This window comes from Kitasatospora sp. NPDC023120 (genome assembly GCF_055560835.1).
On sequence record NZ_JBVHHY010000005.1, the window covers coordinates 304,867 to 325,403 of the forward strand.

Sequence of the window (20,537 nt, forward strand, 5' to 3'; positions counted from 1 at the left end):
CCCACGGAGATCCCCACCGGACTTCACCCCACCGAGGGGTTTGGCTCAACGAACCACCGTCCCGGTGCCGAGAAGGCAGGAGGGGTGGCGGCGCTGAGGGCCGCCACCCCTCCCGGCCCCCGGCCCCTCCCCCGCCGGATCACAGGGACTTCAGGAACTCCCGCACCGTACGCGCCAGTTCGTCGGCGGCGGTGACGGGCAGCAGGTGGTCGCCGACCAGCTCCACCCCGACCGTCCCGGGCCGGCGGGAGGCCATCTCCGCCGCCTGCCCGGCCGGGATCACGCCCTCGGTGCCGCGCACCAGCAGTGCGGGGCAGCTGCTCGCCAGCCAGTCCGCCCAGTGGTCGCCGTGGACCAGCTCCTCCGAGTCGTACATGTCCCGCGGGTGGAACGGCAGCCGCCAGCCGCCGTCCGCGCTCTCCCGAAGCCGGTCCGAGAAGAACGGCCCGGCGGGCCCGAGCGCCGCGACCAGCCCGTCCCGCGTGGGCGCCTCGTACGGCAGGTTCAGCAGGAACGCCAGCGGGTGCGGCCCCTCCAGCCCGAGCACCACCGGCGCCTCCACGTTCACCACCGCCTCCACCCGCTCCGGGCGCCGGGCCGCGAACTGGTACGCGTTGATCCCCCCGAGCTGCGGAAGGCACGACGGTACTCGCGGGGGGCGACGCCGACCCTGGCGGTGAAGACCGGGCGCAGGGAGACGGCGGACGTGAAGCCGCAGCGGGTGGCGATGGTGTCGACGGGGAGGTCGGTCTCCTCCAGGAGGCGTTGGGCGGTGAGGACGCGCTGGTCGAGGAGCCAGCGGGTGGGGGTGGTGCCGGTGGTGGCGGTGAAGTGGCGGGCGAAGGTGCGCTCGGACATCAGCGCGGCGGCGGCCATCCGCGGGACGGTCCAGGGGGTGTCGAGGGAGGCGAGGATCGCGGCGCGGACGCGGGCGAGGGGGTCGTCGGCGGTGGGGGCCGGCACGGGGGTGGGGATGAACTGGGCCTGGCCGCCGGCCCGGAAGGGGGCGGTGACCATGGCGCGGGCGATCGTGGCGGCGGCCTGCTGGCCGTGGGCGGTGCGGACGAGGTGGAGGCAGAGGTCGATGCCCGCCGCCACGCCCGCCGAGGTCCACAGGCCGTCGCCGCCGGTGAAGAGCACCTCGGGACGGACCGTCACCGCCGGGAAGCGGCGGGCGAGTTCGGAGGTGTGGGCCCAGTGGGTGGTGGCCTCGCGGCCGTCGAGCAGACCGGCCTCGGCGAGGACGAAGGCGCCCGCGCAGAGCGAGGCGATCGGGACGCCGCGGGCGCGGACGGCCCTCAGGGCGGCGAGGACGGCGGGGTCGCGCACGGCGCCCGGGTCCTCGACGCCGGGAACCACCACCAGGTCGCAGTCGGCGAGCGCCGCCGGTCCGTGGTCGGGGACGCGTTCCAGCCCGCCGCCCAGCCGCACCCGGGCGCCCTCCGGGCCGCAGACCCGCAGGTCGAAGGCGGGCAGCCCGGGCCGGGAGGCCCGGTTCGCCCACACCTCGCCGATCACCGCGTAGTCGAAGGCCCGGACACCGTCGAAGATCAAGCAGCCCACCGTTCGCATGGCAGAAACCTATGGCAGGCCGGTGCCGGCCGTTGGCAGGAATCTATCGATGGGTGGCATCTCTGCCCATCACGGCTCCGGTCCGCGGACGAGCACGATGGACGCATGACGAACACCGACGCCTTCGACGCCCCGCTCACCCTCGACTCCGACGCGGTCCTGCTGCTCATCGACGTCCAGAAGGGCTTCGAGGACCACGACTTCTGGGGCCCCCGCGACAACCCGCAGGCCGAGCAGCGGATCGCCGAGCTGATCGCCGCCTGGCAGTCCACCGGCCGCCCGATCGTCACCGTGCAGCACGCCTCCAAGGCCGGTCCGCTGGTCGAGGGCACGCCGGGGTACGAGCTGAAGGACTTCGTCGCCGACGTCACCCCGGCGCTGCACATCACCAAGACCGTCAACAGCGCCTTCTACGGCACCCCCGACCTGCACGCCTGGCTGCAGGAGCGGGGCGCCCGCCAGCTGGTGGTCACCGGGATCATCACCAACGTGTGCAACGAGACCACCGCCCGGATGGCCGGCAACCTCGGCTACGACGCGATCTTCCCGACCGACGCCATGCACTCCTTCGACATGACCGGGCCCGACGGCACCACCGTCCCCGCCGCCGAGCTCGCCCGCGCCACCGCCACCACCCTGCACGCGATGCGGTTCGCCAAGGTGGTCACGACGGAGAAGGTCCTCGCGGCGGCCGGGGCGTGAGGGCGGTCAGGCCGTGAACAACGGGTCGTACGCGCTGCCCTCCTCGGCGTTGAGCAGCACGTACGACGGCCCGAGGCCGAAGGCGACCTCCCGCAGTCGCGCCAGCGCCTCGGCCTCGGACGGGACTTCGACGCCGAGCGCGGCAGCGGCCGCGTCCCGGCTGACGAACAGGTCGGGCTCGTCCGCCCGGTACTCCTCCTCCGCCTCCAGATAGTCCCGGGCCGCCTCCGCGCTCTCCTCCACCGTCAGCCGACGGCAGTCCCGCCACCACGGCACGGCCAGCATCAGCCGGACCAGCTCCGGCACGCCGACGGCCAGCAGGGCCGCGCCGCCCTCGGAGTCGGCGTACAGCACGGGCCGCTCGTCGCCGCCCTCGCCGCACAGGAAGTAGGTGCCGCCCGCGCCGTCCTTGGCCACCCGCTCCAGCGGGGCGCCGGAGGCGAGCACGACCTCCTCCACGTGCTCGTAGGTGAGGGTGGGGTCGAACTCCCCGTGGACGAGCAGGTGGTCGAGGGCGGCGGGGTTGGCGCGGATCGCGTCGAGGAGGGACATGGCGGCCACCCTACGGTGCGCCGCCGACAGCACCCGTACCGGCGGCGGAGCCGGCGAGCGCTCACGCCGCCAGCCGCTCCGCGAGGAACTCCTCCCAGGTCCGCCGCCCGTGCTCCGCCCCCGGCGCGGCGAGGTTGTCCCCCGCCCGGTACGCGCGCCCGACCTTGCCCGGCACCCGGACGGGCAGCTGCCGGCGGCTGCGGCCCTGCGCCTCCAGGTAGCGCCTGGTCAGCTCGCCCATCTCGTACACCGTCGGGCCGGCCAGGTCGGGCACCGCCCCGGCGGGCCCGTCCAGCGCCAACTCCACCAGCCGGGCCGCGACTTCGCGCACGTCCACGGGCTGCCAGCGGACCCCGCCGGGCGCCGGGACGAGCGGCAGCTTCGCCATCTTCTCGACCACCGTGAACGCCAGGTCGTGGAACTGCGCGGCCCGCAGGACCGTGTACGGCAGGCCCGAACCGGCCACCGCCTCCTCGGCGGCGTGCTTGGCCCGGAAGTAGCCGAGCGGGATCCGGTCCGCGCCGATCACCGAGATGTACACCAGGTGCCGCACCCCGGCCCGCTGCGCGGCGGCGACCAGCAGCCGGGTGGCGTCGTCGTCGCCCTTCGGGCCGCCCGCGAGGTGCAGCACGGTGTGCACGCCGGCCAGCGCCTCGTCCAGCCGGGCGGCCGCCTCGGCCGGGTCGCCGAGCAGGTCGCCGCGTACGTAGGTGACGCCGTCGGCCGCAGCGCGCTCCTGCCGGCTGAGGACCCGCACCGGCCGCCCGGCCGCGCGCAGCAGCGGCAGGACCTGCCGCCCGAGGGTGCCGGTGCCGCCGGTGACCAGGATGAGGTCGTTCATCACGATCGTCTCCGATTCGTCCCGGGCGGGGAGTTGATCTCCCCGCCGCAGCCGTTGTTGGGTTGCTCCTGCTGCCCTGACCCCCGGCGACGAAGGAATGTGACACGTGGACGACGCGGTGGACGAGAAATCTGCCCGGGCCGTGCTCTTCGAGGAACAGCGCCCGCACCTGCGCGCGGTCGCGTACCGGATGCTCGGCTCGATCAGCGAGGCCGAGGACGCCCTGCAGGAGGCGTGGCTGCGGTACGACCGCACCGACACCGCCGACGTGGAGAACCTGGGCGGCTGGCTGACCACGGTGGTCTCGCGGGTCTGCCTGAACCTGCTGCGCGCCCGCGCCCAGCGTCGCGAGGAGCCGCTGGAGCCCACGGGTCCGGGCGGTGAGCCGGGCCCGCCGCGCATCCCGGACCCGCTGCTGCGGCGCGAGGGCGTGGTGGACCCCGAGCAGGAGGTGATGCTCGCGGACTCGGTCGGGCTGGCGCTGATGGTGGTGATGGAGTCGCTGTCGCCCGCCGAGCGGGTCGCCTTCGTGCTGCACGACATGTTCGCCGTGCCGTTCGACGAGATCGCCCCGCTGATCGAGAAGACGGCGGCGGCCACCCGCCAGCTCGCCAGCCGGGCCCGCCGCAAGGTGCAGGGGCAGGCGCCCGCGCCGGATCCGGACCTCGGGCGGCAGCGGCTGGCGGTGGACGCCTTCTTCGCCGCCGCCCGCAACGGGGACCTGAACGCACTGGTCGCGGTGCTCGACCCGGACGTGGTGCTGCGCTCGGACGGCGGGGCCGTCATGGCCCGGCACACGGTGGTGCTCTCGGGTGCCGCCACGGTGGCCGGCCAGGCCGTCCTGTGGGGCACGCTGTCGCCGTTCGCACGCCCGGCGCTGGTCAACGGCACCGCGGGCGCCGTGGTCATCGGCGACAACGGGCGGGCGCTGTCGATCATGGCGTTCACGGTCGTGGACGGCGCGATCGTCGCGATCGACGTGCTCACCGACCCCGAGCGGCTGGCCGCGCTGGACCTCTCGGACTTCCGGGACCGCTGACCGGGCTCGCCGGAACGGCGAGGGGGTGGGAAGCGACCGCCTTCCCACCCCCTCGGCGCACGGTCAGCGCCCGACCGTGCCGTCCAGCTGCTCGCGGATGATGTCCGCGTGCCCGGCGTGCCGCCCGGTCTCCTCGATCATGTGGACCAGCACCCAGCGCAGCGACGGGCCCTCGGCGACGTCCGGGCGCAGCGAGCGCACGCCGGGCCGGTCGAGGTCCGGGGCGGCGGCGGCCACCTCGTTGGACCGGGCGATCGCGTCCCGGTACGCGGCGACCTCGTCGGCCAGGGTCGCGCCGTCCAGCGGGGCCCCGCCCGACTCGCGCGGCTTCTCGCCCTCGCCCTGGTAGGCCCACACGAACCAGTTGTGTTCGACCACGGTGAGGTGCCGCACCAGCCACAGCAGGCTGGTGCCGGACGCGACGCCGGGGCGCCGGGCGTCCTCGTCGGGGACCCCGTCGACCTTGGCGATCACCGCGTCGCGCAGGTAGTCGAGGAAGGCCAGCAGGGTGGTCGGCTCGTCCGCGTTCATGCTCGGCGGGCGGGAGTCGGAGAGCTTGCTCGGCTCGGTGTTCCGGTCAGTGTTCTGGGTCACCGCGCCACCCTAGCCATCACCGACCGTCCGGGGCACCGACTTTGACCACCGGTCACCGGCCGCCCGCATCACCGGCCGACCGCGCCACCGGCCGACCGCGTCACCAGCCCTGCGCGGCCACCCAGGCGGCGAGGTGCCGGGCGCAGTCGTCGACCGACTCCCGCCAGGTGTGCCCCGCGCCGTCCCCGGCCTCGTCGCTGACGTGCTTCACCAGGCGCACCGGCACTCCGGCCCGGTGGGCGACGGTGGCGACGGCGTAGCCCTCCATGTCGACCAGGTCGGCGTGCTCGGCGAGCCGGTCGCGGGCGGCCGCGTCGGAGACGAACAGGTCGCCGGTGGCCAGCACCGGTCCGTCGCCCTTGCCGATCACCAGCGGGGCGCCGTACTGGCGGCCGGTGAGCGCCTGCAGGGTGTCGGTGTCGAGGTCGTGCTGGATCACCTGGACCACGTGGTGGGTGCCCTCCCAGCCGGGGCGCAGCGCTCCGGCGGTGCCCAGGTTGATCACCTCGGAGGGCTTCTCGCCCCGGGCGAGGACGGTGGCCACGGCGGCGGCGGCGTTGACCTTCCCGATCCCGGTGAGCAGCACGGGCAGTCGGTCGTCCAGGTGGGCGGCCTCCTCGCGGACGGCGAGGACGAGCAGCGGGCGGTCGGGCGAGATCGTTCCAAGCAGGCGCATGTGCCCATGGTACGGAGCGAGGGGGCGCTGTACCCGGGAGCGCGCGCCCACAAACGGACCCCCGCGCTCCGCCCGGTCGGGGGAACCGCGTAGGGTGCGGCCCGCGTCGGACGGTTCGCCACCTCCCCGTACCAGCCGTGCGGGGGGCGCGCGGGAACCGTGCACGACATGCTCAAGTCCGGCGCAAGTCGGGTGTGGCCGGGGGGAGTCACGGCCATACTGCTGCCATCGGTCGGGCCCCGGGGAACGGGCCCGGCTCCAGGGGAGGATGAGGCGGGTGGCGACACCAGTAGGCAACGGCGCACCGGGCGCCGCGATCCCGGCACGGCCGAACCAGCCGCCGGGAACGCCGGGAGCACCGGGAGCACCGGCACCGCTCGTGAAGCCGGGCGGCGGCCAGTCGGCGCCCGGACCCGGCGGTCCACCCGCCCGGCGCCCCCAGGCCCTCGCCGCCACCGGCGTCCGCGCCCGGCTCGCGCAGGCCACCCGCACCGCGCCCGGCCGGCTGCGGCTGGCGGGGGCGGTGCTCGCCGTGGTCACCGTGGCCTTCGGCGGGCTCACCGCCTGGCAGTTGGAGACCAGGGCGCAGGCCGCCGACCGGGTGGTCTCGTACAGCCAGCCGCTCAGCCGGGACGCCGCCGAGATCCACCGCAACCTGGCCGATGCCGCCACCACCGCGGCGAGCGGCTTCCTGCTGGCGGGCGCCGAGCCGAAGGACGTCCGGGACCGCTACGAGCAGGACCTCGCCACGGCCGCCCGGCTGGTCGCCGAGGCCGCCGCCCGGACCACCTCGACCTCCCCCGCGCAGGACTCGCTCGCCCGGCTGAACCAGCGGCTCCCGCAGTACGCCGGCCTGGTGGAGACCGCTCGGGCCGACAACCGGCAGGGCATCCCGCTCGGCGGCGCCTACCTGCGGTACGCCTCCGAGCAGATGCAGACCGTCCTGCTGCCGGCCGCCGCCGAGCTCGCCGCCGCCGAGAACCAGGAGCTGGCGGACGACTACGCCGCGGCGAAGGCGGTGCCGTGGGGGGCGTACGGCCTGGCGGTGGTCACCCTGGCGGCGCTGGCCTGGGTGCAGCTGACGCTGTTCCGCCGCACCAACCGGGTGTTCAACGTCGGGCTGCTGGGCGCGACCGCCGCCGTGCTGGCCGGCGCGCTCTGGCTGACCGTCACCGGGCTGACCACCAACGCGGCGCTGAAGCGCAGCGACAGCGAGGGCGCGACCCCGCTGCGGGCGCTCAACTACGCCCGGGTCGACGTGCTGACCGCCCGGCTGGCGGAGAACCTGCACTTCGTCGCCCGCGGCTCGACCACCAAGTACGCCGACCAGTGGACGAAGGCCACCGAACACCTGGACGGTGCCGCGGCCGAGGACGTCCCGCCGGAGCGGCGCAGCGGCTCGCTCCCGGAGGCCGTCCGGCTCGCGCCGCCGGCCGCCGAGCAGGACGTCCGGGACGCGGTGAAGCAGTTCGACCAGTGGCACAAGCGGCACGACGCGGCGCGGAAGCTGGAGGTCGACAACGCCGACTACCAGGGCGCCCTGGACGCGACCGTGACGGCCGACGCCGGCGCGCCCACCGCCGACGCCGCCTTCAACGCCACCGACCGGGCGCTCGCCCGGGCCGCCGACATCGAGCAGGACCGGTTCAGGCAGTCCGCCGAGGGCACCGGCGGGGACCTGCGCACCACCGCCGTCGCGGTCGCGCTGCTCGGCCTGGTGGCCGCGGCCGCCGCGCTGCGGGGCCTGGGCCGGCGACTGGCCGAGTACCGGTAACCGGCAGAGGGGGAACGACCGATGCGCAAGAGAACCGTCACGCGAACCGTACCGACCAGGCCCGCCGCCGCCCTGGCGCTGCTGGCGGCGGGAGCCGTCGTGCTCGGCGGGGGCGGCCCGGTCGGCGCCGCACCGACGGCGGCGACCGCCACGACCGCCACGACCGCGGTGGGCGCGGCCCAGCAGGACGAGGCCGACTGCGACGTCTACAAGAGCGTGCCGCCGAGTGCCGAGGACGGCCCGGCGGTGAAGGCCGTCAAGGCCAAGCGCAGCCTGGTGATCGGCGTGGACCAGAACAGCTACCGCTGGGGCGCCCGCAACCCGAACACCGGTCAGATCGAGGGCTTCGACATCGACCTGGCCCGGGCGATCGGCGCCGCCATCATGGGCGACCCGGAGAAGGTGGTGCTCAAGCCGGTGGCGACCGCCGACCGGGTCGACGCCATCAAGAAGGGCCGGGTCGACCTGATCGTCCGCACCATGACGATCAACTGCAAGCGGATGGAGGACGTCGCCTTCTCCAAGCCGTATTTCAACATCAGCCAGCGCGTCCTGGTGCCCAAGGCGTCCCCGGCGAAGAACATCGACGACGCGATCAAGGGCAGGACGGTCTGCGCGGCCGACGGCTCCACCGCCCTCACCGTGGTCAACGACAGGAAGACCGCCGGACAGGTCGTCACCGTGGGGAACCAGCTGGACTGCCTGGTGCTGATGCAGCTCGGCAAGGTCGACGCCACCATGACCGACAACGGCCTGGCGGCCGGTCAGGCCGCCCAGGACCAGACGGTGCGGATCGTGGACGGCGAGGCGCAGCCGGAGGTGATCGGCGTCGCCATGCTGAAGGAGAGCCCCGACCTGACCGCCCGGGTCAACCAGGTGCTGGCCGACTACTACGCGCGCGGCGACTGGGCCCGTTCGTACGACCACTGGCTCAAGCCGTACATGCTCAACGAGGCCGACCGCTACTGGCCGGCCCCGCACTGAGGCAGGGACGGGGCACGTCCGCGGCGGACGGGTCCGGGGCGTCGGCACGGTCTTGACGCCCCGCGCCCGTTCCGCCCGGACGGCCACCGGCTAGGGTTCGGGACGATCACCGCGGGGAGACCGGTGGTGGACACGGGGGTTGTCGTGGGATCACGCGTCGCGCACGTCGTGCGGGTCGGGATCGCACGCGAGGAAGGAAGGACACCGCGGTGGCGGCATCGGCTGGCCCGGTACTGAGCCGGGAGGAGGTGGACCGCGCGCTCGCGCGCCTCGGCGCGGAGCGGGACGCGGTCGAGTCCGCGCTGCTCGCCCTGCAGGACCACCCGGGCCTGCGGCTGCTGGACGGCGCCGAGCTCGCCGGGCGCACCCTGGAGCGCTGGTCGGTCGCCGGGAAGGGCCTGCCGCTGCTCTGGGCGCTGTTCGACCGCTACTCGGAGGCGCTGGCCTCGGCGCGCGCCGTACGGGCCCGCAAGGCCAAGCCCGGCGGGCCCGAACTCGCCGAGCTGAGCGAGCTGTTGACCGGCGACGCGGTGACCGTCCCGGGCGGCGCGGTGCCGGACGGGCCGCAGCTGCTCGGCGCGCCCGCCAAGCTGGTCGAGCGGATCAGCCTGGACGCGCTGATGGTCCGGATGAACTCCTGGTACGCCACCGTGCTGGAGGTGGTCAGCGCCGCCGACGCGGTCTGGTCGGCGCTGCCGGCCCGGATCGACCTGCTGCTGGCCGAGCTCCACCGGGTGCGCACGCTGGCCGGCTCGCTCGGCGTGCGGTCCGGCGCCCACCCGCTGGGCGACGGCCTGACCGGGATCGAGAAGGACCTCACCGAGCTGCGCACCGAGGTGCGCGGCGACCCGCTGGCGCTGTGGCGCCCGGCCCGGGTGCCCGCCCAGCGCGGCACGGTGCCGGAGGGCTCGGCCTTCGCCGGCCCCGCCGGGGTGGTGGACACCGAGCGGTTCGACCGGGCCGGGCGGGCGCTGGACGGCGTCCGGCTGGAGCTGGAGGACCTGCTGCGGCTGCGCGACGAGGCCGAGGAGCGGCTGCAGGGCGTCGGGGACCTACTGCAGCGCGCCGACGCCACGCTGGCGGAGGCCCGCCGGGCCCGCGGCGAGGTGCTGGCGAAGATAGCCGCCAGCGACGTCCCCGCGGTGCCGGGCCCGGCCTCGGCGCTGCGCGAGCGGATCGTCGCGGCGCTGGAACTGCGCCAGGCCGGGCAGTGGGGGCGGCTGGCGCCGCTGCTGGACGCGTTGGAGGACGCCGCCGCCAAGGAGCTGGCCCGGGCCCGGCAGTCGCTCACCGAGGTGACCCAGCCGCTGGCCGTCCGGGCCGAGCTGCGCGGGCGGCTGGACGCCTACAAGGCGATGGCGGCCCGGCTGCGGGTCTCCGAGGACCCGGAAGTGATCGAGCGGTACGAGAAGGCGCGCTGGCTGCTGTGGAGCGCGCCGTGCGACCTGCGGGCGGCGGCCGGCGCGGTGGCCCGGTTCCAGCAGTCGCTGCGACCGGCCCAGACCGAGGCCGAGGCCGCGCAGGCTCAGGAGGCGGCCGGCGGGGCGCCGGTCGACGGACAGGTTCAGGGGGGCTGAGGTTGATGGGCGGGACCTGCGTACGGCCGGAGTGCTCCGGCAGCGGCAGCATCGACGCCGACGGCTACTGCGACGAGTGCGGACTGGCCCCGGCGGGCGGGACCACGGCGACACCCGGGGCACCCGCGTCGGGAGCGGCGGGGGGCGTGGCGGGGACCGGTTCGGCCTGCCCGCGCGACTGCCCCGGCAGCATCGACGCCGACGGCTACTGCGACGAGTGCGGTCTGACCCCGCCCGACGCGGACACCGGCCGCACCCAGCCCTACGTCCCGTCCGCCCGGGTCTCCGCGGACTCCGGCCGCAGCGGCTCGGTCCGCTCCATGTCGGCCCGCACCGGCTCGGCCCGCTCGATGTCCGGACGCTCCCGCTCGCACCGCTCGACCCGCACCGGCAGCAGCCGTTCGGTCTCCGTACGGACCAGGGGCAGCGTCAGCGCGGGCACCCGCAACCGGCTGGGCGCGGGCCTGGTGACCGTGCCGACCGTCGCGACGGCCGACCCGGCCCAGGCGGTGCTGGCCGACCCCGAGGTGCCGGAGCGCAAGCGGTTCTGCTCCAAGTGCGAGGCCCCGGTGGGCCGGGAGAAGAACGGCCGCCCGGGCCGCCCGGACGGCTTCTGCACCAAGTGCGGCACGCCGTACTCGTTCACGCCCAAGCTGCGCCGCGGGGACCTGGTCGGCGGGCAGTACGAGGTGGTGGGCTGCCTGGCGCACGGCGGGCTCGGCTGGATCTACCTCGCGGTGGACCGGCGGCTGGACGACAAGTGGGTGGTGCTCAAGGGCCTGCTGGACACCGGGGACGAGGACGCGCTGGCCGCGGCCGTCGCCGAGCGGCGCTTCCTGGCCGAGGTGGACCACCCGAACATCGTCCGGATCATCAACTTCGCCGAGCACCCGGACCTGCGCACCGGCGCCACCGACGGCTACATCGTGATGGAGTACGTCGGCGGCAAGTCACTCAAGGACATCGCCAACGACCGCCGCACCCCGGAGGGCCGGCGCGAGCCGCTGCCGGTCGAGCAGGCGATCGCGTACGCGCTGGAGGCGCTGCCCGCCCTGGGCTACCTGCACGGCCGGGGCCTGGTGTACTGCGACTTCAAGATCGACAACGCCATCCAGAGCGGCGACACGCTCAAGATCATCGACATGGGAGCCGTCCGCCGCCTCGACGACGACGGCCCGATCTACGGCACCATCGGCTACCAGGCGCCGGAGATCGCCACCGACGGCCCCTCCCCCGCCTCCGACCTGTACACCGTGGCCCGCACCCTCGCGGTGCTCACCTTCGACTTCCAGGGCTACAGCACCGTCTACCGCGACTCGCTGCCCGGCCCGGAGGACGTCGAGGTCTTCGCCCGGTACGAGTCGTACTACCGCCTCCTGGTCCGCGCCACCGACCCGGACCCAGTCCGCCGCTTCGCCTCCGCCGAGGAGATGGCCGACCAGCTGACCGGCGTGCTGCGGGAGATCCTGGCCCTCCGGAACGACCGGCCCTACCCCGCGCTCTCCACCCTCTTCGGCCCCGAACTGCGCGTCGTGGACACCGAGTTGGTTCTTCCCACCGAACAGGACGGGCAGCTGCGGGTGACCGCCCTGGACCCGGCCGCCGCCGCCCTCGCGCTGCCCATCCCCCGGGTCGACCCGGGCGACCCCAACGCCGGCTTCCTCGCCACCCTGCTCTCCCCCGACCCCGAGGAGGCGCTGACCGCCCTGGCCGGCGCCCCCGCCGTCTCGGTCGAGAGCCGGTTGCGCGAACTGCGCGCCCTGCTCGAACTCGGTCGCCACCGCGACGCCGTGACCCGCCTCGGCGAGCTGGAGCAGGACCACCCGGACGACTGGAGGGTGGTCTGGTACCGCGGCCTGACCGCCCTGGTCGGGGCCACCGACGCCTCGTCCGAAACCAGCTTGAGGGCGGCTGCCGAGGCCTTCGACGCCGTCTACGACGCCTTCCCCGGCGAGGCCGCGCCCAAGCTGGCCCTCGCCATCTGCGCCGAACTGCTCGGCGACGGCGGCGACGCGGCCGAGTTCTACCGGCTGGTGTGGGCCACCGACCAGGCCTACCTGAGCGCCGCCTTCGGGCTGGCCCGGGTCCGGCTGGCCGAGGACGACCGGGCCGGGGCGGTCCGCGTCCTGGAGTCCGTCCCGGCCACCTCCAGCCAGTACACCGCCGCCCGGATCGCCGCCGTCCGGGCCCGGCTGCGCGAGCGGCCCGCCACCGACGAGCTGGCCGCCGACCTCGACGCGAGCTCCGCGCAGCTGACCGCGCTGCGGCTGGACGACCGCCGCCGCGAGGAGCTCTCCGTCGAGGTGCTCGGCGCGGCCCTCGGCTGGCTCGGCGCCGGATCCGCCGGCGCGCCGCAGGCCGCCGGCGCGCCGCAGGCCGCCGGGCTGGTGGTACTGGGACGTCCCGCGCAGGAGCGGGAACTGCGCTTCGCCCTGGAACAGTCCTACCGGGTACTCGCCCGGTTGGCCGACCGGGCGGAGACCAGGATCGAGATGGTGGAACGGGCCAACCGCGCCCGTCCCAGGACGTGGGTGTAGCCGATGCCGCAGCAGACCGAGTGCCCGAGCTGTTCCGAGCCGATGGACCCGGAGGACGCCTACTGCGGCTCCTGCGGGACCAGTCGGGACGGCCGGACGGCCCCGGGCGCGATGCCCGCGGGCTGGGCCGCCGCCCGGGGTGAGGCCGTACCGCAGCAGCGCGGGCCGGTCTGCGTGCACTGCGGGCAGCCGCAGGTCGCCGCGGACGGCTACTGCGAGGGCTGCGGCGGCGCCCAGCCCCGTCCGCGCGACCACATGGAGAAGGCGCTCGCAGGCGTCGCCGGGGTCAGCGACCGCGGCGTGCGCCACCACCGCAACGAGGACAGCTTCACCGTCGCCGCGACCTCGCTGCCCGGCGGCGAGCCGGTCGTGGTCGCCGTGGTGTGCGACGGCGTCTCCTCCTCCGACCGTCCCGACGAGGCCTCGGCGACCGCCGTCGACTCCGCCTCCGAGTCGCTGCTGACCTCGCTGGAGGCCGGCCGCGACCCGAGCGAGGCCATGCGCGCGGCCATCGCCGACGCCGCCAAGGCCGTCGCCGACCTGGCGACCGACGGCGCCGGCCCCACCCGCCCCGACCTCAACGCGCCCGCCTGCACCTACGTCAGCGCGATAGCCGCGGGCGGGCGGGTCACCATCGGCTGGGTCGGCGACACCCGGGCGTACTGGATCCCGGACGACCGCGCCGCCGCCGAGCCCTTCCGGCTCACCCAGGACGACTCCTGGGCGGCCCGGATGGTCGAGGCCGGGCTGATGGGCGAGGCCGAGGCGTACGCCGACCCGCGGGCGCACGCGATCACCGGCTGGCTCGGCGCCGACGCCGAGGAGGTCGTGCCGCACACCCTCGACTTCACCCCGCACGTCCCCGGGGTGGTGCTGATCTGCACCGACGGCCTGTGGAACTACGCCGAGGCGGCCACCGACCTGGCGTACTACGTCCGGCCGGACGCCCGCACCGAGCCGCTCGCGACGGCGCAGACCCTGGTGAAGTTCGCGGTCGCCGCCGGCGGCCACGACAACATCACCGTCGCCGTGCTGCCGATCGACCCGCCGGTCGTCCCGGTCGAGGCGGCCGAGCCGACCCCCACGGCGCTCGACCTGCCCGTGATCGTCCCGCGGCCGGCCCCGGAGGACGAGGAGGACCACGATCCGACCCTGCCGGACATCCCGGTGATCGGCTCCCCCGCCGCCCCGCTGCCCCCGGCACCGCCCGTCCCGCCCGCGCCGGCCGCGGTCCCCCCGGCACCGCCCGCCGCCCCGGCCGCCCCGGCCGCCCCGCCGGTGGCACCGCCGGTGGTGCCGCCCGTCCCGCCGCAGCCGCCGCACCCGCCGGCGGCCTGACCGGCCGTCCGCCGCACACCACGGCGCCACGGTCCGCCGGCCCGGCCGGCGGACCGCCCCACCGTCCTGATCGCATCCACCCCTCACCCGACGGGAGCCGACCGCCCCATGGCAACACTGGCGAAGCCGAACCTGCCCAGGTTCGACGTGGAGATCTTCCAGAACGAGTACCTGGCCGACGGCGCCCGCGAGGTCAACGCCATCGTCACCGTCACCGCGACCGGCGGCGGCACCTCCGGCGGCCGCCCGCTCGGGCTCGCCGACGCCGCGCCGGCCGGGGCCGAGGCGGCCTCCGCCGTGGTGATCCTGGTGGACTGCTCGGGATCGATGGACTACCCCAAGAGCAAGATCAACGGGGCCCGGGAGGCCACCGCCGCCGCCATCGACGCGGTGCGCGACGGCACCGCCTTCGCCGTGGTCGCCGGCACCCACGAGGCCCGCGACATCTACCCCGGCGACGGCACCCTCGCCACCGCCTCCGCCGCCACCCGCGAGCAGGCCAAGGAGTCGCTGCGCCGCCTCACCGCGGCCGGCGGCACCGCGATGGGCACCTGGCTGGCCAAGGCCGACAAGCTCTTCCTCACCCGCCGCGACATCGCCATCCGGCACGCCATCCTGCTCACCGACGGCAACAACGAGCACGAGTCGGCGGAGGACCTGGCCCGCAACATCGAGCGGGTCACCGGACACTTCACCGCCGACTGCCGGGGCGTCGGCACCGACTGGCGGATCGACGAGCTGCGCACGATCTCCTCCGCCCTGCTCGGCACCGTCGACATCGTCGCCGAGCCCTCCGGTCTGGCCGAGGACTTCCGCTCGATGATGGCCGGCGCGATGGGCAAGCAGGTCGCCGACGTCGCGCTGCGGATCTGGACCCCGGCCAACGCCACCGTGAAGTTCGTCAAGCAGGTCGCCCCCGCGGTCGAGGACCTGACCACCCGCCGCACCGAGGCCGGGCCCCGGGCCGGCGACTACCCCACCGGCTCCTGGGGCGACGAGAGCCGCGACTACCACGTCTGCGTCGAGGTCCCGGCCGCCTCGATCGGCAGCGAGATGCTCGCCGCCCGGATCAGCCTGGTGCTGCCCCCGCAGGTCGGCGGCGGCGCGCCCGAGGTGCTCAGCCAGGGCCTGGTCAAGGCGGTCTGGACCGACGACCTGGCCTCCTCCACCCGGATCAGCCCGCAGGTCGCCCACTACACCGGGCAGGCCGAGCTCGCCTCCTCCATCCAGGCGGGCCTGGAGGCCCACCGCGCCGGGGACGTCGACACCGCCACCGCCAAGCTGGGCGCCGCCGTCCGGATCGCACACGCGACCGGGAACGACGGCACCTACAAGCTGCTGCAGAAGGTGGTGGACGTAGTGGACCCCAAGGAGGGTACGGTTCGGTTCCGTAAGAACGTGAGCGAGGCCGACTCGATGACCCTTGAGACCCGGTCGACCAAGACGGTACGTGTGAAGAAGTGACCGCTGAAGACGTGACCGGGCCGGCGCCCCGGCCCGACGCCGCACCGTGCCGGCCCGAAACGAGGGGGACCTGATGCCGATCTGCCCGAGGGGCCACGAGTCGCAGGCCGAGGACTGGTGCGACTTCTGCGGCTTCCCGATGACCCCGCCGGCCCCGACCCCCGGCGCCCACGGGGGCGCACCCGCCGGATACGCGCCCGGCACCGACCCCGTGCCCGGCGCACCCGCCGGGTACCCGGAGCACGGTGGTGCGCCCTTCGGCACCCCGCCGCCTCCTCCGTCGATGCCGTCGGGGCCGCCGCTGCCGCCTCCGGGCATGGTGCCCCCGCCGGGCGCCGCGGCCTACCCGCCGCCCGGCCCGGTACCGCCTCCGGGGGCCTTCCCGCCGCCCGGGGCATTCCCGCCCCCCGGCGCGCAGCAGGGCCTCACCGAGGGCCTGACCGTCTGCCCGATCTGCCGCAGCCCGCAGACCGGGCGGTTCTGCGAGGAGTGCGGCTACGACTACGAGCTCTCCACGCCCTCGCGCCGCCAGGTCCCGTCCGCCGGCGCACCCGCGCCCGCACCCGGTCCGGCCCAGCCGCCGCTGAACATCCCGGCGGCGTACGGCGGTGCCCCGCAGCAGCCGCAGGCCCCGTACGGCTTCCCGGCCGACGAGCAGCCCCCGGCCGGCAGGCAGGCCGTCGCCCCGCCCCTCCCGCAGCAGCCGCAGGCCCCGGCTCAGCCGCACACCTACGGCTACCCGCCACCGGAAGGCGCGTTCCCCGAGGCCCCGGTGCGCGAGGACTCCGGACCGGTGTACGCCCAGCCGGCCGGCCCCGGCCCGAACAACCGCGGCGGTGACTTCGGCACCTCCTTCCACCTCGCCCCGCCGCAGCCGCAGCAGCCCCAGCAGGAGGCCGCCCCGGTCGAGCCGGTGCGGACCACCTGGATCGCCGTGGTCACGGCCGACCGCGACTACTTCACCGACATGATGGCCCGCAGCGGGCCCGAGGCGGCCGGCCTGTTCTTCCCGCCGTACTGCCCCGAGCGCCGGATCCCGCTGACCGGCCGCGGCCAGCTGCGGATCGGGCGGCGCAGCCAGCACCGCGGCACCGTCCCGGAGATCGACCTGTCCGTCCCGCCGGAGGACCCGGGCGCCTCGCACCAGCACGCGCTGCTCGCCGAACAGGCGGACGGCAGCTGGGTGCTGGTCGACCAGGACTCGACCAACGGCACCACCATGAACGGCGGCGCGGAGCCGATCGCCCCGCACACCGCGGTGCCGCTGAACGACGGCGACCGGATCCACGTCGGTGCCTGGACGACCATCACGGTGCACCGCTCCTGACCGGCTCCTGATCGCACGCCAGCGACAACTCCGGGCGGGCCGGGCGGAATTCAACATTTCGCCCGGCCCGTCTTTCTTCCCGATTCCTCAGGAAATCCCCAAATCCCGGTCACCGGTGTGCACAAGACGCCTCGAAACCCCTATTCTCAGGGCACATGACTGCAGCTATATCCGCCGACGGCATCCGTCAGCGGTACGGGGACGTTCAGGCCGTCGACGGGGTGTCCCTCACCGTCGAGGCCGGCGAGTTCTACGGGATCCTGGGCCCCAACGGCGCCGGGAAGACCACCACCATGGAGATCCTGGAAGGCGTCCGGAAGCCGGACGAGGGCCGGGTCGAGCTGCTGGGGATGGCTCCCTGGCCGCGCAATCCGAAACTGCTGCCGCGAATCGGCGTGCAGTTCCAGGCCTCCGCTTTCTTCCGGAAACTGACGGCCCGGGAGACCATCCGCACCTTCGCGTCGTTCTACGGGGTCGGTCCCAAGCGGGCCGATGCGATGCTGGAGCGGGTCGGTCTGGCCGACAAGTCCGAGACCCTGACCGACCAGATGTCCGGCGGCCAGGCCCAGCGCCTGTCGATCGCCTGCGCACTGGCCCACGACCCGGAGCTCGTCTTCCTGGACGAGCCCACCACCGGCCTCGACCCGCAGGCCCGGCGCAACCTCTGGGACCTCCTGCGCGACATCAACGCCGAGGGCCGCACGGTCGTACTCACCACGCACTACCTGGACGAGGCCGAGGTGCTCTGCGACCGGGTCTCGATCATGGACCACGGCAAGATCCTGCACACCGGTGCCCCGGCGGCGCTGATCCGCGAGATCGACGACACCGCCCGGATCAGCGTGGCCTCCGGCCAGCTGCCGCTCGACCGGGCCCGCGAGCTGCTGACCGCGGCCGGCGCCGACATCGCCAACTTGGAGGACGACAGCGTCTCGCTCTCCGTCTCCACCCGCCTTCCGGCCCCGGTGCTCAGCGTCCTGGCCGAGCAGAACGCGCTGCGCGGCCTCGAGGTGCGCGGCGCCACCCTGGAGGACGTCTTCCTCCAGCTGACCGGACGGGAGTTCCGCGCATGACCCCCTCCACTTCCACCTCCTCCTCCGCCTCTGCGTCCGCCGAGCCGAAGGTCCCCGCCCAGCGGGGCGGTCCGGCCGGCGCCGGCGAGCGGGAGCGGGTCAGCGCGTTCTGGAGCCTGTCCCGGGCGATGCTGCTCGGGATGAAGCGCGACCGCACCGCGACCTTCTTCATCCTGCTCTTCCCGCTGGTGTTCCTGGTCTTCTTCGGCACCGTGAGCAAGGGCACCGGCAGCCCGCACGCCAAGGTGGCGCAGGTCGGCGCGGTCAAGCTGTTCGACTCGATGCAGGGCGACGCCCGGACCGGGCTGAACGAGGTCCTCACGATCACCAGGACCGACGACGAGTCGGCCACGCTGGAGAAGGTCCGCAAGGGCGACTTCGACGCGATGATCAAGCAGGGCCCGGACGGCAAGGTCGAGCTTCGCTACACCGCCGCCGACACCGTCCGCGCCGGCGCGCTCCAGGGCATCCTCAACTCGGTGGTCCAGAGCGCCAACCAGGCCGCCACCGGCCAGCCCCCGGCGTACGTGCTGGACTCCCAGCAGGTCGAGGACAAGTCGCTCAAGCCGATCCAGTTCCTCACCCCCGGCCTGCTCGGCTGGGCCATCGCCACCGGCGCGGTGTTCGGCGCCTCGCTGACGCTGGTCACCTGGCGCAAGACCAAGGTGCTGCGCCGACTGCGGCTGGCCCCGATCAGCGCGGGCACGGTCGTCAGCTCCCGGGTCGTGGTCTCGCTGCTGACCGCGCTCATGCAGAGCGCCGTCTTCCTGGTCGTCGCCACGAGCTTCTTCGGGCTCAAGCTCACCGGGAACTGGTGGCTGATCATCCCGCTGGTGGTCTGCGCGACGCTCGCCTTCATGTCGATCGGCCTGCTGGCCGGCTCGGTCGCCAAGACCGAGGAGGCGGCCAACGGCATCTCGCAGGTCATCGTGCTGCCGATGTCCTTCCTGTCCGGCTCGTTCTTCCCGCTGGACGACGCCCCGGGCTGGCTGAAGGCCATCTCCGAGGTCATGCCGCTGCACTACCTCGTCTCCGCCGCCCAGTCGGTGCTGACCCGCGGCGGCGGCCTCATGGACGCCCTGCCGACCATGGGCGGCCTGCTGCTCTTCGCGGCGGTGCTGACCGGGATCTCCTGGAAGCTGTTCAAGTGGGAAGACGCCTGACCGTTCCCCACTGACGGTTGACCCCGACGGGGTCGTACGCCTCCGGACCCGCGTCCATGGTCCCGGTGTACGACCCCGTCGGCGTCTGCGACCATGGTCCGGTGAGAGAGATCCGGCGAGGCACGTTGAGCGAGGAGACCTTCTACGACCAGGTCGGCGGTGAGCCGACCTTCCGACGGCTGGCCCACCGGTTCTACGAGGGCATCGCCGAGGACGAGCTGCTGCGGCCGATGTACCCCGAGGACGACCTCGGCCCGGCCGAGGAGCGCATGGCGCTGTTCCTGATGCAGTACTGGGGCGGCCCGCGCACCTACAGCGACCGGCGCGGGCACCCGCGGCTGCGGATGCGGCACGCGCCGTTCAAGGTCGACCGCGCGGCCCATGACGCCTGGCTCAAGCACATGCGGGCGGCCGTCGCGAGCCTGGAGCTGGAGGCCGACCACGAGCGGCAGTTGCTGGAGTACCTGGCCTACGCCGCCGCCTCGATGATCAACACCGAGGGCTGAACCGGCCGCGGCCGACCTGCCGCCGGCTCGATCACCGCGACTCGATCACCGCGACTCGTTGCACCGCGGCTCGATCACCGCGGCTGTCCCGACCGCGGCTTGATCACCGCGCCCGGACTACCGGAGCGGGCTGAGCCCGAGCCCCGCGCCCGGCGCGGCCGCGGTGCGCACCGCCACCGAGCCCGCCGGGGCGCTCAGCCGCAGCCAGCCGCCCGCCCGGTGCACCGACAGCGGGACACCGGGCTTCAGGAAGCCCATCACGTACGCGGCGTGCACCGCCCGCAGCGGCAGCTCCGGCAGCACGGACACCGGGCGGGACCAGATCTCGTCCGCCAGCGCGTCCAGCACCGCACGGGTCCGGTGGTGCGCCGGGACGGCCTCGCTGCGCTCGCGGAACTCCCGCACCCCGGCCGTCAGTTCGGGGTACACCTCGGCCACCGGCGGACCCCCGGCCGGCCGCCAGCCGGTGCGCGGCGGCAGCAGCCCGGCCCAGGCCGGTCCGGTCACGGGTGCGGGCAGGCCGACGGTGCCCGCCTCGGTGTCCACGCCGTCCAGCAGTTGGCCCGCCGAGACGGTCAGGTCGACCGGCTCGTCCAGGCCGCCCAGCCGCGCGGTGCGGATCGCCAGCGCGCCCGAACCCCCCAGCGGCAGCCGTCCGAAGACCGCCAGCACGCCGTCCTCGGCCCCCGGACCCACCGCCTGCAGGCGGACGGCCGCCGCCTTGTCGAAGCGCAGCAGGCGCAGCAGGAAGGCGGAGAGGTCGGCGGCCTCCCCGGCGTCGGTCAGGGCGAGACGGGCGGTGACGGTCAACGCAGCTC

General features: G+C 74.8%; 19 protein-coding genes. 12 read left to right on the forward strand and 7 right to left on the reverse strand.

All coding sequences use genetic code 11. The features are described from left to right. Positions 1-139: 139 nt before the first annotated feature. Entirely contained in the window at positions 140-568 is a 429-nt protein-coding gene (locus ACZ3TI_RS10180) for an alpha/beta fold hydrolase (RefSeq protein ID WP_465725378.1), read from the reverse strand. After that, entirely contained in the window at positions 565-1,563 is a 999-nt protein-coding gene (locus tag ACZ3TI_RS10185) for a GlxA family transcriptional regulator (RefSeq protein WP_465725489.1), read from the reverse strand. The genes ACZ3TI_RS10180 and ACZ3TI_RS10185 overlap by 4 nt, the downstream gene beginning before the upstream one ends. A gap of 114 nt (positions 1,564-1,677) precedes the next feature. Here ACZ3TI_RS10185 and ACZ3TI_RS10190 point away from each other — a divergent pair, with 114 nt between their 5' ends. Beyond that, positions 1,678-2,274 (forward strand): cysteine hydrolase family protein, encoded by a 597-nt coding sequence (locus tag ACZ3TI_RS10190; protein WP_465725380.1) that lies wholly within the window; start codon positions 1,678-1,680, stop codon positions 2,272-2,274. Between the two features lie 6 nt (positions 2,275-2,280). Here the strand turns inward: ACZ3TI_RS10190 and ACZ3TI_RS10195 are convergent, their stop codons facing one another. Together ACZ3TI_RS10195 and ACZ3TI_RS10200 are read right to left on the reverse strand one after the other, a co-directional pair. Beyond that, a complete protein-coding gene (locus ACZ3TI_RS10195; RefSeq protein WP_465725382.1) occupies positions 2,281-2,826 on the reverse strand; it encodes a hypothetical protein in 546 nt (181 codons plus the stop codon). A gap of 61 nt (positions 2,827-2,887) precedes the next feature. Further along, positions 2,888-3,667 (reverse strand): SDR family oxidoreductase, encoded by a 780-nt coding sequence (locus ACZ3TI_RS10200; protein WP_465725384.1) that lies wholly within the window; start codon positions 3,665-3,667, stop codon positions 2,888-2,890. A 106-nt stretch (positions 3,668-3,773) separates the two neighbouring features. Between ACZ3TI_RS10200 and ACZ3TI_RS10205 the strand changes: the two genes are divergently transcribed. Continuing rightward, on the forward strand, positions 3,774-4,706 hold the full coding sequence (locus tag ACZ3TI_RS10205; RefSeq protein ID WP_465725386.1) for a sigma-70 family RNA polymerase sigma factor: 933 nt from the start codon (positions 3,774-3,776) through the stop codon (positions 4,704-4,706). A 63-nt stretch (positions 4,707-4,769) separates the two neighbouring features. On the opposite strand, the gene ACZ3TI_RS10210 is transcribed toward ACZ3TI_RS10205, so the two are convergent. Continuing rightward, the gene (locus tag ACZ3TI_RS10210; protein ID WP_465725388.1) at positions 4,770-5,300 is read right to left on the reverse strand and encodes a DinB family protein; all 531 of its coding nucleotides are present in this window, start codon (positions 5,298-5,300) and stop codon (positions 4,770-4,772) included. A gap of 100 nt (positions 5,301-5,400) precedes the next feature. After that, positions 5,401-5,976 carry a nucleosidase gene (locus tag ACZ3TI_RS10215; protein ID WP_465725390.1) on the reverse strand — a complete coding sequence of 192 codons (576 nt, stop codon included), beginning with the start codon at positions 5,974-5,976 and terminating at the stop codon, positions 5,401-5,403. A 277-nt stretch (positions 5,977-6,253) separates the two neighbouring features. Here ACZ3TI_RS10215 and ACZ3TI_RS10220 point away from each other — a divergent pair, with 277 nt between their 5' ends. The 10 genes from ACZ3TI_RS10220 (at position 6,254) to ACZ3TI_RS10265 (ending at position 19,719) form a co-directional block, all read left to right on the forward strand. Next, positions 6,254-7,750, forward strand: a complete 1,497-nt coding sequence (locus ACZ3TI_RS10220) for a hypothetical protein (protein WP_465725392.1) — start codon at positions 6,254-6,256, stop codon at positions 7,748-7,750. Positions 7,751-7,771: 21 nt separating this feature from the next. Next, the gene (locus tag ACZ3TI_RS10225) at positions 7,772-8,734 is read left to right on the forward strand and encodes a glutamate ABC transporter substrate-binding protein (protein ID WP_465725393.1); all 963 of its coding nucleotides are present in this window, start codon (positions 7,772-7,774) and stop codon (positions 8,732-8,734) included. A 209-nt stretch (positions 8,735-8,943) separates the two neighbouring features. Next, complete coding sequence (locus ACZ3TI_RS10230; RefSeq protein ID WP_465725395.1) at positions 8,944-10,311, forward strand: hypothetical protein; 1,368 nt, start codon at positions 8,944-8,946, stop codon at positions 10,309-10,311. Between the two features lie 5 nt (positions 10,312-10,316). Then, positions 10,317-12,848, forward strand: coding sequence for a serine/threonine-protein kinase (locus tag ACZ3TI_RS10235; RefSeq protein ID WP_465725397.1), 2,532 nt, complete (start codon positions 10,317-10,319; stop codon positions 12,846-12,848). Positions 12,849-12,851: 3 nt separating this feature from the next. Beyond that, positions 12,852-14,186: a protein phosphatase 2C domain-containing protein gene (locus ACZ3TI_RS10240; protein WP_465725399.1), complete on the forward strand. Its 1,335-nt coding sequence runs from the start codon at positions 12,852-12,854 to the stop codon at positions 14,184-14,186. A gap of 108 nt (positions 14,187-14,294) precedes the next feature. Beyond that, positions 14,295-15,650 carry a vWA domain-containing protein gene (locus ACZ3TI_RS10245; protein WP_465725401.1) on the forward strand — a complete coding sequence of 452 codons (1,356 nt, stop codon included), beginning with the start codon at positions 14,295-14,297 and terminating at the stop codon, positions 15,648-15,650. A gap of 73 nt (positions 15,651-15,723) precedes the next feature. Continuing rightward, a complete protein-coding gene (locus tag ACZ3TI_RS10250) occupies positions 15,724-16,977 on the forward strand; it encodes an FHA domain-containing protein (RefSeq protein ID WP_465725403.1) in 1,254 nt (417 codons plus the stop codon). Positions 16,978-17,132: 155 nt separating this feature from the next. Then, positions 17,133-18,050 (forward strand): ABC transporter ATP-binding protein, encoded by a 918-nt coding sequence (locus ACZ3TI_RS10255; RefSeq protein ID WP_465725405.1) that lies wholly within the window; start codon positions 17,133-17,135, stop codon positions 18,048-18,050. Beyond that, positions 18,047-19,213 carry an ABC transporter permease gene (locus tag ACZ3TI_RS10260; protein ID WP_465725407.1) on the forward strand — a complete coding sequence of 389 codons (1,167 nt, stop codon included), beginning with the start codon at positions 18,047-18,049 and terminating at the stop codon, positions 19,211-19,213. The genes ACZ3TI_RS10255 and ACZ3TI_RS10260 overlap by 4 nt, the downstream gene beginning before the upstream one ends. Before the next feature lie 101 nt (positions 19,214-19,314). Beyond that, positions 19,315-19,719 carry a globin gene (locus tag ACZ3TI_RS10265; RefSeq protein ID WP_465725408.1) on the forward strand — a complete coding sequence of 135 codons (405 nt, stop codon included), beginning with the start codon at positions 19,315-19,317 and terminating at the stop codon, positions 19,717-19,719. Positions 19,720-19,836: 117 nt separating this feature from the next. Here ACZ3TI_RS10265 and ACZ3TI_RS10270 read toward each other — a convergent pair whose 3' ends face one another. Further along, a complete protein-coding gene (locus ACZ3TI_RS10270; RefSeq protein WP_465725409.1) occupies positions 19,837-20,529 on the reverse strand; it encodes a DUF8185 domain-containing protein in 693 nt (230 codons plus the stop codon). Positions 20,530-20,537 lie beyond the last annotated feature (8 nt).